20 protein-coding genes are annotated in these 17,560 nt (G+C 40.9%); 7 read left to right on the top strand and 13 right to left on the bottom strand.

The window, feature by feature from the left end; all coding sequences use genetic code 11:
• The first annotated feature begins 51 nt into the window (after window positions 1–51).
• Both JWR61_RS16670 and JWR61_RS16665 read left to right on the top strand, forming a co-directional pair.
• Window positions 52–840: a DUF1080 domain-containing protein gene (locus JWR61_RS16670; protein WP_301928879.1), complete on the top strand. Its 789-nt coding sequence runs from the start codon at window positions 52–54 to the stop codon at window positions 838–840.
• 159 nt (window positions 841–999) lie between these two features.
• Window positions 1,000–1,194: a hypothetical protein gene (locus tag JWR61_RS16665; RefSeq protein ID WP_301928878.1), complete on the top strand. Its 195-nt coding sequence runs from the start codon at window positions 1,000–1,002 to the stop codon at window positions 1,192–1,194.
• 66 nt (window positions 1,195–1,260) lie between these two features.
• Here the strand turns inward: JWR61_RS16665 and JWR61_RS16660 are convergent, their stop codons facing one another.
• From JWR61_RS16660 to JWR61_RS16650, 3 genes are read right to left on the bottom strand one after another with little or no spacing between them, the layout of a single operon-like run.
• Entirely contained in the window at window positions 1,261–2,064 is an 804-nt protein-coding gene (locus tag JWR61_RS16660) for an MlaD family protein (RefSeq protein WP_301928877.1), read from the bottom strand.
• Window positions 2,065–2,069: 5 nt separating this feature from the next.
• Window positions 2,070–2,804 (bottom strand): ABC transporter ATP-binding protein, encoded by a 735-nt coding sequence (locus JWR61_RS16655; RefSeq protein ID WP_301928876.1) that lies wholly within the window; start codon window positions 2,802–2,804, stop codon window positions 2,070–2,072.
• A gap of 4 nt (window positions 2,805–2,808) precedes the next feature.
• Window positions 2,809–3,576: an ABC transporter permease gene (locus JWR61_RS16650; protein ID WP_301928875.1), complete on the bottom strand. Its 768-nt coding sequence runs from the start codon at window positions 3,574–3,576 to the stop codon at window positions 2,809–2,811.
• Window positions 3,577–4,773: 1,197 nt separating this feature from the next.
• Between JWR61_RS16650 and JWR61_RS16645 the strand changes: the two genes are divergently transcribed.
• On the top strand, window positions 4,774–5,229 hold the full coding sequence (locus tag JWR61_RS16645; RefSeq protein WP_301928874.1) for a GNAT family N-acetyltransferase: 456 nt from the start codon (window positions 4,774–4,776) through the stop codon (window positions 5,227–5,229).
• Between the two features lie 115 nt (window positions 5,230–5,344).
• Here the strand turns inward: JWR61_RS16645 and JWR61_RS16640 are convergent, their stop codons facing one another.
• Window positions 5,345–5,515, bottom strand: a complete 171-nt coding sequence (locus tag JWR61_RS16640) for a hypothetical protein (RefSeq protein WP_301928873.1) — start codon at window positions 5,513–5,515, stop codon at window positions 5,345–5,347.
• 266 nt (window positions 5,516–5,781) lie between these two features.
• Here JWR61_RS16640 and JWR61_RS16635 point away from each other — a divergent pair, with 266 nt between their 5' ends.
• Window positions 5,782–6,879 (top strand): glycoside hydrolase family 76 protein, encoded by a 1,098-nt coding sequence (locus JWR61_RS16635; protein WP_301928872.1) that lies wholly within the window; start codon window positions 5,782–5,784, stop codon window positions 6,877–6,879.
• Window positions 6,880–7,043: 164 nt separating this feature from the next.
• Here the strand turns inward: JWR61_RS16635 and JWR61_RS16630 are convergent, their stop codons facing one another.
• The 7 genes from JWR61_RS16630 to JWR61_RS16600 form a co-directional block, all read right to left on the bottom strand.
• Complete coding sequence (locus tag JWR61_RS16630) at window positions 7,044–7,472, bottom strand: CBS domain-containing protein (protein ID WP_290335616.1); 429 nt, start codon at window positions 7,470–7,472, stop codon at window positions 7,044–7,046.
• A gap of 107 nt (window positions 7,473–7,579) precedes the next feature.
• Complete coding sequence (locus JWR61_RS16625) at window positions 7,580–9,016, bottom strand: NAD(P)(+) transhydrogenase (Re/Si-specific) subunit beta (RefSeq protein WP_301928871.1); 1,437 nt, start codon at window positions 9,014–9,016, stop codon at window positions 7,580–7,582.
• Between the two features lie 114 nt (window positions 9,017–9,130).
• Entirely contained in the window at window positions 9,131–9,445 is a 315-nt protein-coding gene (locus tag JWR61_RS16620; RefSeq protein WP_290335614.1) for an NAD(P) transhydrogenase subunit alpha, read from the bottom strand.
• 50 nt (window positions 9,446–9,495) lie between these two features.
• Entirely contained in the window at window positions 9,496–10,620 is a 1,125-nt protein-coding gene (locus JWR61_RS16615) for a Re/Si-specific NAD(P)(+) transhydrogenase subunit alpha (protein ID WP_301928870.1), read from the bottom strand.
• A gap of 124 nt (window positions 10,621–10,744) precedes the next feature.
• Complete coding sequence (locus tag JWR61_RS16610) at window positions 10,745–11,542, bottom strand: O-methyltransferase (protein WP_301928869.1); 798 nt, start codon at window positions 11,540–11,542, stop codon at window positions 10,745–10,747.
• Window positions 11,543–11,585: 43 nt separating this feature from the next.
• Complete coding sequence (locus tag JWR61_RS16605; RefSeq protein WP_301928868.1) at window positions 11,586–12,140, bottom strand: dihydrofolate reductase; 555 nt, start codon at window positions 12,138–12,140, stop codon at window positions 11,586–11,588.
• 101 nt (window positions 12,141–12,241) lie between these two features.
• Entirely contained in the window at window positions 12,242–13,036 is a 795-nt protein-coding gene (locus JWR61_RS16600) for a thymidylate synthase (protein WP_301928867.1), read from the bottom strand.
• A gap of 106 nt (window positions 13,037–13,142) precedes the next feature.
• Between JWR61_RS16600 and JWR61_RS16595 the strand changes: the two genes are divergently transcribed.
• The 3 genes from JWR61_RS16595 (at window position 13,143) to JWR61_RS16585 (ending at window position 16,277) form a co-directional block, all read left to right on the top strand.
• Window positions 13,143–13,610: a GNAT family N-acetyltransferase gene (locus JWR61_RS16595; protein WP_301928866.1), complete on the top strand. Its 468-nt coding sequence runs from the start codon at window positions 13,143–13,145 to the stop codon at window positions 13,608–13,610.
• A 52-nt stretch (window positions 13,611–13,662) separates the two neighbouring features.
• Window positions 13,663–14,973, top strand: a complete 1,311-nt coding sequence (gene icd, locus JWR61_RS16590) for an NADP-dependent isocitrate dehydrogenase (protein WP_301928865.1) — start codon at window positions 13,663–13,665, stop codon at window positions 14,971–14,973.
• A 71-nt stretch (window positions 14,974–15,044) separates the two neighbouring features.
• Window positions 15,045–16,277: an isocitrate dehydrogenase (NADP(+)) gene (locus tag JWR61_RS16585; protein WP_367881810.1), complete on the top strand. Its 1,233-nt coding sequence runs from the start codon at window positions 15,045–15,047 to the stop codon at window positions 16,275–16,277.
• 76 nt (window positions 16,278–16,353) lie between these two features.
• On the opposite strand, the gene JWR61_RS16580 is transcribed toward JWR61_RS16585, so the two are convergent.
• On the bottom strand, window positions 16,354–16,668 hold the full coding sequence (locus JWR61_RS16580; protein WP_301928864.1) for a hypothetical protein: 315 nt from the start codon (window positions 16,666–16,668) through the stop codon (window positions 16,354–16,356).
• Window positions 16,669–16,714: 46 nt separating this feature from the next.
• Window positions 16,715–17,362, bottom strand: coding sequence for an energy transducer TonB (locus JWR61_RS16575; RefSeq protein WP_301928863.1), 648 nt, complete (start codon window positions 17,360–17,362; stop codon window positions 16,715–16,717).
• Window positions 17,363–17,560 lie beyond the last annotated feature (198 nt).

Below are 17,560 nucleotides of genomic sequence, written 5' to 3'. Positions count from 1 at the left end.
TAATTTTGTAAACCCCGTTAATTCCTTATCTTACCCAAAATTATTTTTAATATGAAACAAAGTCAATGGCTGGCAATATTTTTACTTTTTATAGTACAGGGTTGCACAACGGTAAGGCTGAACGAAACAGGACGCACTAACAGTAAATGGACAAGCCTGTTTAACGGAAAGAATTTGCAGGGTTGGGAAGCTAAAATAAATGGCCATAAACTGGGTGATAATTTCGGAAAAACCTTTCGTGTTGAGAACGGTATTTTAAGCACGCGGTATGATCAATACGACAGTTTTGCCAACCGTTTCGGCGCTTTGTATTTCAACAAAAAATTCAGCAATTTTCGATTAAAAGTAGAGTATCGGTTTGTTGGTAAACTGACACCCGGCGCACCTTCATGGGGTTTTAAAGATGGGGGGATTCAGTATTATTGCCAGCCACCGGCTACAGTAGGTTTAAATCAACAATTTCCTGTTTGCCTGGAGTATAACCTGCATGGCGGTGATGGAAAAACTGAAAGACCCACCGGTGAAATATGCGCCTCGGGCATGTATGTTGAAATTGATGGAAAAAGAAATACAGATTATTGCACGGCGCCAACGGTAAAAGAAACGTTCAATGGCGATGAATGGGTGACGGCTGAAATTGATGTGAACAATGGAAGAATCATGCATTTCGTAAATGGGGAACAAATTCTTCAGTTCGAAAATCCGCATTATGACGCAGCCCATGCAGAGGGAAAGAAATTTATTGTTGGCAGTAAGGACGCTGTAACGAGTGGTTACATTTCATTGCAATCCAATAGCCATCCTATGGATTTCAGGAAGATTGAGATTATGGAATATTGAGCTGCGACCGCAATGTGTTTGATGCAATAAAAAAAGTTTATCATACCCCGACTTTCCAACTTCAACCAGAAGTTATCATGGTTATTATTTATTCTACAGATAATTTTTTAACGCAGTTTTAAAACGGCATTCCGTTTGCAATTGTTTTAAAAAATTATCATGGAAAAAAGAATTATTGGAATCATACTCACCTTATTGGGTGTTATCGGTTTAATCACTGCGGGGTATTATTTTATGAGTTCCGGTAGCAATACACACAGTATCAAAACTATTGTGATGTACGGCATATTGGGTATCATTTTCTTTGGAGCTGGTATAGGGCTTATCCGCAACACTTCCGACAGGCCGACATAGACGGAAGTGCAATTTTTTATAGCAAGATCTCAAAAGGATATTTGCAAGTGCTGGATCAAACGCATGTCAATTTTCCTTTTGGGCATCTTCCTTTTTAGCTTCGTCCTTTTTGTTACCTTCTTTCTTTAGCTTTTCAGGAGCTATCATTTTGTTAGCTTTATCGATTGAATCTTTAATCCGCTTTTTCTCCTTTCGTTTAAAATAACCCCTCAGTAAAAAACTGCCCTTTACTGCCTGCATATTTTCGTTTACCGTATTGGAGGTGGTTTTAATACTGGCAGCAGTTTCATTGGCTGTTGCTATGGTATTTTCCATTTTGCGGGCAAGGTTATCGTTGTTCATCAGGCGGCCCAGTGAGCCTTTACCCTGATTCACCTTGGTAACGATATCTGCCAACCCTTCCGTTAGCACGGTAGCATTATCGGCAATTTTAGCAAGGTTGTTCATTATTTTATCGACATTTAACGGGTTGGAACTCAGCAATACGTCACCGCTTTTTGCCACGGCAGATCCGGTATTGCCGGGTGCAATCATTATCAGTTTATCACCCATCAAACCATCGCTTCCAATACTGGCAACAGCATCTGTTTTTATATACTGCCTTACTTTATCATCAATGCTCAATGCCAGTTGAACAGTGGTGTCGTTAACAATAGTAATAGTTTGTACTGTACCGATATTAATACCTGCAAAACGTACAAAATTGCCCTCCTTTGTACCAGCAATATTTTTAAAATTGGCATACACTAAAAACGTGCGGCTGAATAAATTTTTTTGTTTTCCGATCAAAAATATCAATCCAACCAACAATAGCAGACTGATTACGACAAAGATTCCGGTTCTTGTTTTTTGACCCGCAGAAATATTCATGTTGATTATTTAAAAAATGAGCGTATAAATTCGTTGTCGCTGTTTTCAAGCTCTTTATAAGTGCCTTCAGCAAGGCATTTGCCCTCATGCAGGATCAACACCCTGTCGGCAGTAATTTTTGCACACGGTATATCATGCGTTATTATTACAGATGTTGCATCATACTGCTCCTGCATTTCCAGCACCAAACTGCTGATTTCTTTTGATGTAATGGTATCAAGACCGGTAGTTGGTTCGTCATATAAAATAATTTCCGGTTTAACAATGAGTGTGCGGGCCAACCCCATCCGCTTACGCATGCCACCACTTAAGTCTGCAGGCATTTTATCAATGGCATCTTCCAGGCCTACGGAACGTAATACCTCAATACATCTGCTTTCAATTTCTGCTTTGTCTTTTATCTTTAGCACCCGCTTTAAGGGAAATGCCAGGTTTTCCCGCACTGTCATGGAATCGTATAAGGCGGCACTTTGAAATAAAAATCCCAACCTGCAGCGTAACGCTTTCAGTGCATCTTCATCCAGTTCATTTACGTCTTCGCCAAATACTTTTAATGAACCCTCATCCTGTTTAAGCAAGCCCGCAATGCATTTAATGGTTACTGATTTACCTGTTCCAGATTTACCCAGTATCACCACATTCTCACCCCTGTGTACATTAAAACTGATACCGGAAAGTATTTCCCTGGTTCCAAAGCTTTTCACCAGGTTTTCTACTTCTATTACTTTTTCTGCTTCCATTGTTTTAACTGTATAAAATTGAATTGGTAACCTGTACAACAATGGCATCAATAATAATAATCCACACAGAAGCTGTTACAACGGCGGAGTTTGCCGCAAGTCCTACGCTGGCCGTACCGTTATTAGAAGTAAAGCCTTTAAAGCAACCCACAAAACCAATGGCAAATCCAAAAAGTATCGTCTTGAAAAGTGCAGGCAATAAATCGCTGTAATCCAATATGGTAAGGGCATTGGTAAAATAGAGCTTGGCGGTAATATCCCCGCTTAGGATAGTAGCTGTAAAACCACCAACCAAAGCCATAGCGTCTGCAAAAATCGTCAGCAGCGGTATCATAACAATACAAGCCAGTATACGTGTAACTACTAAAAACTGGACAGGGTTAGCCCCGGATACTTCCATGGCTTCAATCTGTTCTGTAACATTCATACTGCTCAACTCCGCCCCAATACCAGAGGCTACCTTTCCTGCGCAGATCAAGGCGATAATTACGGGTCCTATTTCTCTTATAACAGAAACAGATACCATGCGGGGAATATAACTTTCAGCTCCAAATTCTTTCATGGTAGGCTGAGATTGCAGTGTTAATACAATACCCAGTATAAATCCCGTTAATGTAATTATGCCTGTTGATTTATATCCAATCAGGTAGGTTTGGCGAAACAATTCTTCCCACTCAAATCCTTTTTTAAAAATGTTGCGGAAAAACGACTTAAAAAAATATACCTGGTCTGCCATATTATGAAGACCGGCTGTAAAAATTTGATTAGGCATTATTTGAACCGTTAAAAGAGTAAATTGATTTCAGGTTATTATTTTACGGAGGTATACTTACCAAATACCTGCCAACATTCAGCTCCCTTAATCAGTCGCAAATATGGGTGGACAAATACTTTACAGTACCGGTTGGGGAATGCAACATAATTTTTAAGGGGAAATTTTTCAACACTCCGCATTAAACCGGGTGAATCATTGTTGGGAAACATCAATGGTAAATGCTTCAACGTATACTGAGATCTGGTGGTTGAATTTTTTACACCATACAGCTACAATGAATGGCGTCCAACTAAAACAGTAACCTTTGATCATAAAATCTTCAACAATCAGACGAAATATTTGGTGCAGACTGCAATCGGGCAATATCACAAGTGAAATACTCACCTGCAGGCAGTTGAGAAAGTAAAAAATGAGTTTAACAATGTACTTGGTTTATCACCTGATGTAATCTGTACGATCAACAGCCAGGTAGTTTTTGTGTCTATCAGCGTAGCTGCTGAAAAAACCCGGGGATACGCTCCCACAGAGCTGAACGGAAATCGTTATTGGAATTGATTCATCCATTCGATTCACTTACACTTCAATATTGCCATGAGGTATGAAATATAGCTGTAATCTGAAGAAGGAAAAGAAAGTACCTTTTATTTTACAATTCCCAAATAAAAAATACAACTGTTTCAATGGCGGTGAACTCCTTTTGTTTTTACTGCAGCAGTATCTTTTCTGATGTAGGTTTTATTGGCAAAACTGATCACATAATTGGAAACAAAATGGGCACTCTTTTGATAATAATCCGTTGTGATAAATGTTACGGGATATATAAAGGCACATTACCTGAATGTTACCCAATATTAAACCCGCCATTTAGCCGAAGAACGGTAAAGGCCAGGTTAAAAATCACCTGACTCAATACATCGAATAATTTTACTTACAGTTGTTTTTATGAAAGGATTATCCTACAATTAAAATTGTTGCGTCGTCAGGCCGCAACTCATTACATGCGTTTAGTCGCAAAGACATCATTCTATTTCTAAGCTTAACGTCTCAACTACTAAATGGCCAATTTAGAAATCCATGAGGTCAAATAAACAACGACAATTTTATATGCTCTTATGTGTTGTATTAATTTTGTTACTTTAGCAAATAGCAGAAAACGGGCTGCTGGTCGCCTGTTTTTTTCAGCCTAATTCTATTATGATTACAATAAAAAGAACAAATTCGGATGACAGTCATTTCCGGGAGTTGGTACAACAATTAGACGCAGACTTAAAAATCCGCGACGGTGATGAGCATGCATTTTATGCACAGTTTAACAAAACCGCAACCATAAAATATGCGCTGGTGGCTTATGATGGCGATGTGCCGGCTGGTTCCGGGGCCATCAGGGAATTGAACCCGGATACGATGGAAGTAAAGCGCATGTTTGTTTTACCCGCTTACCGTGGTAAAGGCATTGCATCGGCCATGCTGCAAATGCTTGAAACCTGGAGCGTCGAGCTGGGCTATAAAAAATGTGTACTGGAAACAGGCAAAAATCAGCCGGAAGCAATTGCCTTGTACAAGAAAAGCAACTATAAAATAATTCCCAACTACGGCCAGTATCAAAGCATGACAAACAGCGTTTGTTTTGAAAAGGAACTGGCGGTTTGATTGAGGCGCCCGCATTCGCTAAGCAGTTTAAACGCGTTTTTTATTACTGTTCTTCCAGCCTTAACGTTGTTACACCATAAGTAACAAAGTTGTCCTTATATTTTTGCTGAATGACTTAGGGTGCTTTATGTACCGGTGGATTATAGAACACTCCTTCCATTTCTTTGGGGCCGTCCTGTTCCGGAAAATCAGGGTCTGCCAATGTATAAGGCAGGTATTCCTCTAAGCATTCAGCAGTGTAAATCTCTGTCAGCAGTGTGCACTCATAGTCCACCGCAAAGCTCATGATAAATGCCGTTTCGGCAGGCCCGCCGTGGCCAAAGGCTCCGGTTTCGGGAGCTTCGGACAGCCGGTACTGAATGTGATTGAAACTGAATGTTGATAGCCTCCATTAAAAAATAACTTAACAAGAAAGTCTTCAGATGTTAAACCGATTTGTTTAAAAATGCATAACAAATGAATGAAAAGAAACATGATAGTACCAATTTTTATGGTAGTTTGCAGGTAAGACGAACTATTATTTGTCAACCCTTTTTCTAATTTAAAATCACAATGCAACGCAGTCAACTGAATTTTAAAGGACTGATTATTTTCCTGTTTTTTTGTTGGTATGGTGTTACAGCACAGGCACAGGTAAAAAATTATAAACAACAAATGGAGCTGCTTCACCAAAGCATCCGCCAGCATTTTTTTATTGATAGTTCCGGCTTTTATAAAGAAACTGCTGAACCGGAAAAAGATGGAAGACCTGTATCTTTTTTATGGCCGCTTTGCGCCTTATTACAGGCAGATAACGAAATGGAATTACTGGGTAAACCAGATTTGTTGCAACCCGATTTTATAATAATTGAAAAATACCACAATACATTTCCGCCTGCGCCCGGGTATGCATCCTATGCAATGGCATTGGGCGGAGGCAGCCGCTTTTACGACGACAATCAATGGATTGGGATTACGGCTATGGATGCCTTTAAACGTACGAGGCAAACACAATGGCTGGCAACAGGAAAAGAAATTTACCGTTTTATAATGTCGGCTTACGATACGCTTACTGGCGGCGGTTTGTATTGGCAGGAAGATAATAAAAAATCAAAAAATACCTGCAGTAACGGACCTGGAATTATTTTAGCGCTGCAGTTGTACCAGGCAACGAAACAACAGGCTTATCTTGATACCGCTTTGCTGTTGTACAATTGGGTAAATGCAAATCTCAGGTCGCCTTCAGGTCTGTATTACGATAATATTAAAACGGATAATTACCGGGTTGATAAAAAGGAATATTCCTATAACACCGGCACCATGTTGCAGGCAAATGTTTACCTGTATGAATGTACGCATGATAAAAAATACCTTCGGCAGGCTACCGCCATTGCGGATAGTTCCGTGGGCTTTTTTGTTGCCAATAAACATTTTAAAGATGACTACTGGTTTAGTGCTGTATTGTTGAGAGCGTATCAACACTTGCTAAAATATAACCCTGATAAAAAATATATCCTTGCCTTTAAAGACTGCATTGATGCCGCACTGGATACAAATAAAAACGATGATGGTCTGATGGGAAAACAGCACACGCTTAACCTGGTAGCACAGGGCGGCATGCTCGAAATGCTGGGCCGCTTTGCCTTGTTGCAGCAACAAAAAATATTGTAAAAAGAAAACAGCTTTCGTTAAATAAAGACCATTGCATAAACTTAAAAATCCGATGGTGCAGAGAACAGGTCTGATATGCCGAATTCTGGCGAAAATGTCAAAATATAGAATTCCCATTTGGCCTCAAAGCCATCATTTTAAAAACCTGCTGTTTACAAAATTTACTACTGGGAAATATAATTGTGCAAATAAGAGATAGTTTCCTTCTGCGATTCGATAATGGCTGTAACCACATCACTGATAGAAATAAGGCCTGCTACACTGCCATTATCTGATACAGGAAGGTGCCTGATTTTTTTGCCGCTCATGAGTTCCATGCAATGATCGATGCTATCTGAAGACGATACCGTAATTACATTGGTTGTCATAATTTCACTGATCATGGTCTCCCTGGATGTTCTGTTAACCAGCACCACTTTACGGGCATAATCCCTTTCAGAAAAAATCCCTTTCAGTTTTTCACCTTCTATAACCATCAATGCGCCAATATTTTTTTGGCCCATAATGGTAAGTGCGTCATACACAGAGGTATCAGGTGTTACTGAGTAAACGTTTTTTCCCTTGTTTTTTAAAATATCGGCAACTTTAAGCATGGCAATCAATTTTAAGGAGGTGAAAGGTTAAGATGCTGTATGTAAATTACGGCATTCTGCGGTAAGAAAAAAGGATTTTATGCTATTATATGTTTAAAGTGCCATTACTAAACTGCCTTTATTTCGGTACAAAGATCCTGCAATACTTTTTTGGCATCACCGAATAACATGGAGGTTTTGGGTTGAAAGAAAAGGTCGTTCTCTATGCCTGCGTAACCGGGTTTCATACTGCGCTTATTTACAATTACGGTTTTGGCCTGCTCTACTTCCAGTATCGGCATGCCATAAATAGGAGATTGCGCATCATTTTTGGCAGCCGGATTAACCACATCGTTGGCACCCAGTATCAGTACCACATCCGTTGTTTTAAAAACGTCGTTGGCCGTTTCCATTTCAAGCAATTTATCGTAGCTCACATCTGCTTCTGCAAGCAAAACATTCATATGGCCCGGCATACGGCCTGCTACCGGGTGAATGGCGTACTGGACTTCTACCCCTTTTTCTTCCAGTATCTTTTCCAGTTCGTGACATGTATGCTGGGCCTGCGCCACTGCCAGTCCGTAGCCTGGTACAATCATTACCCGGTTTGCATAGGCCATTACCATGGCAGCATCTGCCAGGCTGATTTCTTTGTAATTTCCCTGGGGGCCCGCTGCACCTTCAACCGCGGTTGTTTTATTACCGCCGCCAAAAGATCCAATCAGCACATTTGTCAAAGACCGGTTCATCGCTTTACACATCAGGATGGTCAGCAGAGTTCCGGCAGCGCCTACTAAAATACCGCCTGTGAGCATGGCCTTGTTATCATATAAAAAGCCGCCGCAGGCAGCCGCCACACCAGTAAAGGAATTGAGTAAAGAAATTACTACCGGCATGTCCGCACCGCCAATCGGCATTACAAATAAAACGCCGTAGATGAGTGCAAAAAAACCAATGAGCATAAATGGTATAAGGATATTACCAAGTGTAGACTGATAGGCCCAGACTGCTGCAACAATTACCAGCACAAGCACAAACATATTCACGATGTGTTGCCCATTAAATGAATAATCTTTTATCCTGCCGTTTAATTTACCCCAGGCAATTATACTGCCGGTGTAAGAAATTGTACCGATGATAGCACCTGCTACAATAGTGATATAATGGCCAACTGTTGCAAGTTCAGCAAATGCGGTGGCAGGTGAATCTTTATGCAGTTCATAAATATGATAAAATTCCGCGGCCGAAATTAATGCGGCACAGGCGCCACCCATTCCGTTAAAGAGGCTTACCATTTCCGGCATGGCCGTCATTTTTACTTTTTTTGCAGCCAGGGTACCTGCAATGGTACCGATGATTAAACCAGCAAATATCCAAACATAGTTGTGTAGTTTTTCCCCATTGTCTTCATATAAAAAAATGGTGGCAAAAATGGCGACTGTCATTCCAAAAGCCGCTACCAGGTTGCCTCTACGGGCACTGACAGGATTGGACAACATTTTTAACCCGAGGATAAATGTTACTGATGCTATGAGGTAACAAATTGTGAGTAAGTTTAGTTCCATAAATAAAGGCCCCACTTATTTTTCAAAAAAGGGTAAATGGAGAAGGTTGTGTTTATGTGTTTAATATTTTTTGATCATTTGCATTTGAGTAAACTCTTTGTGCATGCTGGTCTATCAGGATGCTTTTTTCTTCTTGAACATTTCCAGCATTCTATCGGTTACCACAAAACCACCTACCACATTTAAGGTGCCTAATATCACCGCTAAAAAGCCCAGACCGAGGGCCAGGTAATTATCAGTTTCGGCTTTGCCCATTACAATGATGGCACCGATGATTACCACGCCATGTATAGCATTGGCACCGCTCATCAGCGGCGTGTGCAGCACGCTTGGTACATGACCAATCACTTCGATGCCAACAAAAATCATCAGGATTACGATGTAGATAATCTGCTGGTTAGATGAAATAAAATTTAAAATACTTTCCATAATTCAATGCTCTTGATGTAATATATTTTTTCGCCGCAGCGCTAACCTCTTTATCCAACCAGTGTCTTCACTCTTTCATTCGTTACCGCTTTGTCATGCGCAATGCAGGTTCCCTTCACCAGGTCATCTTCAAAATTTAAATTCAGTTGTCCTTCTTTATTGATGATGAGTTGTAAAAAATTAAGGATATTTTTTCCGTATAATTTACTGGCATCCGATGGCATCGTTCCTGGCAATCTTGAAGTACCCACAATACTAACTCCGTTATGATGGACTGTTTCATCATTTTTGGTAAGCTCGGTATTCCCGCCTGTTGCGGCTGCAAGATCAATGATGACCGAACCGTTTTTCATGGCATTGATCATATCGGTTGTAAGTAATACCGGCGCTGGCTTTCCTGGGATTTGCGCCGTGGTTATGATGATATCTGCTTTGGCCACACTCTCTGCAATTTTTGCTTTTTGTCTTTGTAAAAACTCTGCTGTTTGTTCAACGGCATAACCGCCTGCCTTGCTGGCGTCTGCAGCACCTTCCACTTCTACAAACCTGGCGCCCAGGCTCATCACTTCTTCTTTTACGGCTGGTCTGGTATCAAATACTTCCACAACCGCACCCAGCCTTTTGCTGGTAGCAATTGCCTGCAATCCTGCGACACCTGCACCGAGTATCAGCATTTTTGCCGGAGGTATACTTCCTGCGGCCGTCATAAACATGGGGAAATATTTGGGAAATAAATTAGCGGCTGTAAGTACGGCTTTGTAACCGGCAATATTTGCCTGGCTGCTCAACACGTCCATGCTTTGCGCACGGGTTGTCCGCGGCAGCATATCCATGCTAAAAACTGTCAGCCCTTTTGCAGCCCAGTTTCTGATTTCCTGATAATGAAACAAAGGCTGGTATACGCCTAATACAATGGCATTTTCATTAAGTGCAGCAATATCTTCCCCGGTAAAATTGCTGATGGATAAAATGATGGGCGCTGTTTCAAGAATTTGTTTGCGTGAAACAATCGTAGCACCGGCTGCTTCATAACCGCTGTTGGAGGCGAAAGCCGTAGCGCCGGCGTTATCTTCAATCAACACATCCACATTCCATTTTTTCAGAAAGGTTACATGTTCGGGAAGTAAAGAGACTCTGGTTTCGGGAGCTGGTTCTTTCAAAACGCCAATGATCATAAGTAGAAATAATTAAATTAAAGGTAACGAAAAATGGTTTGCCAAAATGCGTGACCGTTATGATGCCAGTCCTTTAGCGTTGTGATGCACTCTTTTAGTAAGCAAAACATCTTTTGTACAACTGTTAATACTTAATGGCAAATTGCTGCTTTACTCTAACAGCGCTGCTGATGCAAACAATGCCAATAAAAAAAAGATCAATTGTAAGGGTAACGGCCGGGTGCTGTTGAATTTCAGCCCAGGCTTCTTCCATTCCAGCGCTCCAGTGAATATCGTCAAACACCAGTATTGTATCGTTAGCAGCATGGTTTAGCAATTGCTGAAAGTATTGCAGCGTTGGTTCTTTACGATGGTTGCCATCCACAAAGGCAAAATTAACAACGTTCATTTTATCCAGCAACGATGGCAATGTTGTTGAAAAGTTACCTGTCACCAAAACAATATTTTTTAACGACAGCCGGTTGAAATTATTTTGTGCAATGGTTGCTATTTGTTCCGCGCCTTCGCAGGTATAAATAGTTGCAGCCAAATTTCCACTCGCCAGGTATGCAGTGGTAACGCCAAGCGAGGTGCCCAGTTCCAGAACCTGTTGCGGTTTGTAATATTGCACCATTCTAAACAGCAATTGTGCGTATTTGGGTTGTTTTAAGGAAGACGATGCAATCGCTTTTACAACCCGCTGATTGGATTTAATCTTACCAGATCCGGCACCAAAATCTTCTACTTTAACTACGGTGTTATCCTGTTTTAATTGCTTCCTTTTTGCTTCAATTTCCTTGTAACAATCGTATTGTTTTTTATCCGTCAATACATGCGTTATAAAATCAAATACAAAAGGAGAATGAATACCATGGCCCTTTCCATTGGATGCAGTTAAATAATAGTGAAGGTATTTTTTTGCTAATTGAAAAGCTGAATACAAGTGATGATTTATGAATGGTAGATGATAACTCTTGTTTGTAGCATTATATTTTCTTCCAGATTTGAAAACTGTAGGAATAAGCATGTTTTTCGTCTGCATCAAAATCTTCATTAGACACCAGCGTCCATTTATTTTCATCAATCACCGGAAAAAAAGTATCTCCTTCTAATTGCGCATGCACCCTTGTCATGTAAATAGAATCGGCAATATCCATCGACTGTTTGTAAATTTCACCGCCACCCGTGATAAAAATCAACTTGCTGTTAGTTTTCGCAATGGCTTGTTGAATTCCTTCTTCGATGGATGCTACCCTGATGGCATCAGGCGCTTTCCAGTCTTGCTGGCTGGTCACCACAATATTGGTTCTGCCTGGCAATGCCTTGCCTACCGACTCAAATGATTTACGGCCCATAATGACCGGAAAACCCCAGGTTGTATTTTTAAAGAACTTCAGGTCGTTGGGTAAGTGCCAAAGCAACTGGTTGTCTTTTCCAATGGCGTTGTTTTCGGAGGCGGCTACTATCATCGCGATGGTCGGCCTCACTTCTTCCAGGGAGGGATTTTTTGAATCTGCTCTATTTATTCCTTCATTAATCATAACAATCTTTTTTATCCCTTTTTAAAAACAGCTGAATTTTTAGAGCGAAACAATTGACATGCAAATTGCCCGCTCCAAAGTTCCCCTGAGGGTTGGAGGGCCTACACCGCCACCGGCGCTTTGATCGCCGGATGGCTCTGGTAATTCAACAATTCAAAATCTTCGAATGTAAAATCGAATATATCTTTCACAGCCGGATTTATTTTCATTTGTGGTAAAGGGAAAGGTGTTCTGCTTAATTGTAAATCTGCCTGCTCGAAATGATTATTGTATAAATGCACATCGCCAAATGAGTGCACAAATTCCCCCGGTTCAAGTCCACATACCTGCGCAATCATCATCGTTAACAAAGCGTAAGAAGCAATATTAAAAGGTACACCAAGGAAGACATCCGCACTTCTCTGATACAACTGGCAACTTAATTTTCCGTTGGCGACATAAAACTGAAACAGGCAATGACAAGGCATCAGTTTCATCTTTGGCAAATCGGCCACATTCCAGGCGCTGATGATCATGCGGCGGCTATCGGGGTTTGTTTTAATCTGGTGAATCAGGTCTTTTACCTGGTCCACCTCTACTCCATCTGCACCTTGCCAGCTACGCCATTGCTTGCCATATACCGGACCAAGATCGCCATTTTCATCCGCCCACTCATCCCATATTTTTACGTTGTGTTGTTTTAAATAATCGATATTGGTATCGCCCTGCAAAAACCACAATAGTTCATAAATGATACTTTTCAGGTGGCATTTTTTAGTAGTTACCAATGGAAAACCCTTGCTAAGATCAAAGCGCATCTGGTAACCAAAAACACTGCGTGTACCCGTTCCGGTACGGTCGCTTTTATCTGTACCGGTTTCTTTAATATGTTTAAGAAGCTGAAGATATTGTTGCATGGATGCAAGTTAAGCTGTCTGTTGCTAATGCAAAAACACGGTTGATTTATTTTATTCCCACAATATGAAGGCTTTGTGCGAATTTTGAAAAAACACTAATTATTTTATGAGTATTGTTATCAGAAAGGCGGTTAAAGAAGATTGTGCACGCATGATGGAATTGATTTATGAACTGGCCGTGTATGAAAGAGCACCAGAGGAAGTGACGGTAACGCTGGACCATTTTGTCAATGCAGGCTTTGGCCCAAACCCTGTCTGGACGGCTTTTGTGGCGGAACAAACCGATGAGTCAGGGGTGGCAATCGTGCAGGCGCTGGCCTTATACTACACCCGGTATTCAACCTGGAAGGGCGAAACCATGTACCTGGAAGATTTGCTCGTTACAGAAAAGCTGCGTGGTATGGGCGTTGGAAAACTGTTGTTTGATCAGTTATTTGAAGAAGCGAAAGCACGAAAATATGCAGGCATCTCCTGGCAGGTATTGGATTGGAATGAGCCGGCTATTAATTTTTATAAAAAGCTGGATAACGTGGTATTCGATAATGGATGGGTGAATTGTGCCATTAAATTTTAATACGGCAGCTTATCTTTACAGTAATTCATATACATATCTTTAAAAACATATTATGGCAGCAAAAATCAGCATGGGCAGTAACGGCAAACTCAATGTACCCAACGATCCAATCATTCCTTTTATTGAAGGCGATGGTATTGGACCTGAAATCTGGAAAGTGGCACAAGTGGTATTTGATACCGCTGTTGAAAGAGCTTACGGCGGCAATAGAAAAATTGAGTGGAAAGAAATGCTGGCCGGTGAAAAAGCTTTCAACCAAACCGGCGAATGGCTTCCGGCTGAAACATTGCAGGTTGCAAAAGATTATATCATTTCTATAAAAGGCCCCTTAACAACGCCCATTGGCGGAGGTATCCGTTCGCTGAACGTTGCCATGCGGCAGGATCTTGATTTGTTTGCCTGCGTGAGGCCGGTAAAATGGTTCAAAGGTGTGCCTTCGCCGATGGTGCATCCGGAACTGGTAGACATGACCATTTTCAGGGAGAACACAGAAGATATTTATGCTGGCATTGAATGGAAGGCCGGCAGTGCAGAAGCACAAAAATTTGAAAAGTTTTTAATAGAAGAAATGGGTGTGAAAAACATACGCTTCCCCGGCGATTCGGGCTTTGGCGTAAAACCCGTTTCATCGCAAGGCACCAAGCGCCTGATGCGTGCTGCAATTGATTATGCACTGGAACACAACCTGCCCTCTGTAAGCATTGTGCACAAAGGCAATATTATGAAGTTTACCGAAGGTGCATTTAAAAACTGGGCCTATGAAGTGGCCCGCCAGGAATACGGCGATAAAACTTTTACCTGGGATGAATGGGACCAACTGAAAAAAGAGCATGGCGAAGCACACGCCAACGAGGTACAGCGAAAAGCCCTGCACGATGGAAAATTACTGGTAAAAGACATTATTGCTGATAACTTTTTACAGCAAATACTGATTGCTCCCAAAGATTATTCTGTGGTAGCAACCTTAAACCTGAACGGTGATTATATTTCCGATGCACTGGCCGCAGAAGTTGGTGGGATTGGAATCGCGCCTGGTGCCAACATCAATTACAAAACCGGTTACGCCGTATTTGAAGCCACGCATGGCACGGCACCAAAGTTTGCCGGTACAGACAGCATGAACCCGTCCTCTGTAATTTTAAGCGGATGCATGATGTTGGAATATATGGGCTGGCATGAAGCTGCTGAACTGATTACTTCTGCATTGCAGGCAGCGATTATGCGCAAAAGAGTAACCATTGATTTCTATAATTTGATGAGTGGCGCCACTCTCTTAAAAACCAGTGAATTTGGAAAAGAAATTATTGCAAACATGGGCGTGGTAACGTCGGATGTGATGTTGAAGAAAAGCAGTAGTTTGTAGCAACCTGAGAATTCGAGCAGCGGCATCCAGATTCTTTCGATTAATGTACATTTGCAAAAAAAAATCAAATCATGGCCAAAATTAAAGTTGCCAATCCGGTGGTTGAGCTGGATGGAGATGAGATGACAAGGATCATCTGGAAATTTATTAAAGACAAACTCATTGTTCCTTACCTGGAACTGGATATTAAATATTATGACCTTGGCATGGAATACCGCGATGAGACCAACGACCAGGTTACCATTGACGCGGCCAACGCAATTAAAGAATTTGGCGTAGGTATTAAATGTGCTACCATTACACCTGACGAAGCAAGGGTAAAAGAATTCAGCCTGAAACAAATGTGGAAATCACCCAACGGCACTATCCGGAACATCCTTGATGGTACTGTGTTTCGTGAGCCCATTGTGATGCAGAATGTACCAAGATTGGTAACCAACTGGACAGCCCCTATCATTGTTGGCCGTCACGCCTTTGGCGACCAGTACCGTGCTACAGATACGGTGATAAAAGGAAAAGGAAAGTTAACCATGACCTTTACGCCAGAAGGCGGTGGCGAGGCGCAGACTTTTGAAGTATACAATTACAAAGGCGATGGTGTGGCCATGTGTATGTACAATACCGATGAAAGTATTTATGGTTTTGCAAGAAGCTGTTTCAATATGGCGCTTACAAAAAAATGGCCATTGTACCTTTCTACAAAAAATACCATTCTTAAAAAATACGATGGCCGTTTTAAAGATATTTTTGAAGAAGTGTACCAGGCTGAATTTAAAACACAATATGAGGCAGCGGGTATCACATACGAACATCGCCTGATTGATGATATGGTTGCAAGCGCTTTAAAATGGAACGGTAATTTTGTTTGGGCTTGTAAAAATTATGATGGTGACGTGCAAAGCGATACCGTGGCACAAGGCTTTGGCTCACTTGGTTTAATGACCTCCGTACTGGTTACTCCTGATGGAAAAACCATGGAAGCAGAAGCGGCTCATGGTACTGTAACCCGCCACTACAGGGATCACCAGGCTGGCAAACCAACTTCTACCAACCCGATTGCTTCTATATTTGCATGGACAAGAGGGCTTGAGTTTCGTGGCAAAACAGATGGCAACAAGGCATTAATTGACTTTTGTCAGGCCTTGGAACAAGTATGCATCGAAACAGTAGAAAGCGGCAAAATGACCAAAGATCTTGCAGTATGCATTCATGGTAACAAAGTAAATCATGGTGAACACTACCTGTACACCGAAGAATTTTTAGATGCCATTGATGAAAATCTGAAAAAGAAAATGGGGTTATAATTTCAAAAAAATCATCTTAATTAAAAACGCTTCCCGGAAAAAGGAAGCGTTTTTTTATTGCATTCAATTATGCTTGTTACAGTATAAGAATCAACAGTAAAATAATAATGATAATGGCTCCAACTGAAAGATAAACACGGCTGTTAAGTCCATCAGCTTTTTGCTTCATCGCAGTCAATTCTTTTTTAAGCGCTTTCTTTTCAGACATGCTTAAATTAGATTTATCCATGTTTTGAATTTCATTTACACGGGTTACAATTTCGCTTAAAATGCGGGCGTCTGTTGTACTGTCAGATACAGGGGATTTAGTTGCAGCGATCGATTGGGAAGAAACAGCGAGAGAAATAAAAAGTGTAACTGCTGCGATTTTGAAAAGGTTTTTGATTGTCATTTTTTTTAGTTTTAAAAGTTATAAAGGAGTTTAATGATGGTTAAAATTAGTAAAGTTGAAATTTAATTGGCAAAGTATATTTTGTTTTCACATTTTTTCCTTTGATTTTGCCGGGAGTCCAGGTGGGCATTTTTGCAAATACTCTTAATGCTTCCTTTTCAATTCCGTAACCGATAGCATCACTGGTTACCTTAGGTGCATAAACCTTACCTTTTTCATCCACTGCAAAATTCAGATCAACAGTTCCCTCTACCCCATTATCTGTTGCATCAGAAGGATATTCGATATTTTTTTCAAAAAAACTTTCCAATGCTTTTTGTCCGCCCGGAAATGCAGGCAATACTTCTGTGTTTGCATAAAAGCCTTCCTTATCGGCTTCCATACTTCCATTATTTTTAGTTTCGATGGTAGCGATACTTACTTTACCCTTTTTTCCTTTTTTAGCAGGGTCTGGTTTTGCCATACCTGTTTTCACCATCGAATCAGTTTTTTCGGCAGTCATTGGTCCAACGGTGTTAGTATCTGCTCCCGGCCTTACAGGCAATGCCATATTGGTATCTGTTTTCGACATCATGGAACTGTCAGTTCCGCCAGTTATGGTATTGCCATCACCGTTATTGTTACTTTTCATATTACATGCGCAAAAAATACCTGCGGTAATAATCCATGCTGTTATATTGTATCGTTTTGTCATAAATTTTTTATAAATTATATTTCTGTGATTTCAAATAGAATGCCTTCTTTTAAAAACCTGGAAATCAGTATTGCATAAAGCCTCTCCGGTTAAAAATTGTATCCAAATCAAATTATGATTGCTCAAATTGAGGAATTAACGCAACGTTGGCTATCCAGTTTGGAAAATCATTTTGATTATCTATCTGTATCTTTGCAT

The sequence above is a fragment of the Ferruginibacter sp. genome, from assembly GCF_028288465.1.
GTDB lineage: Bacteria > Bacteroidota > Bacteroidia > Chitinophagales > Chitinophagaceae > Ferruginibacter.
Note: the sequence above shows the minus strand (reverse complement) of the source record. Positions and strands in the feature narration are given on the sequence as shown.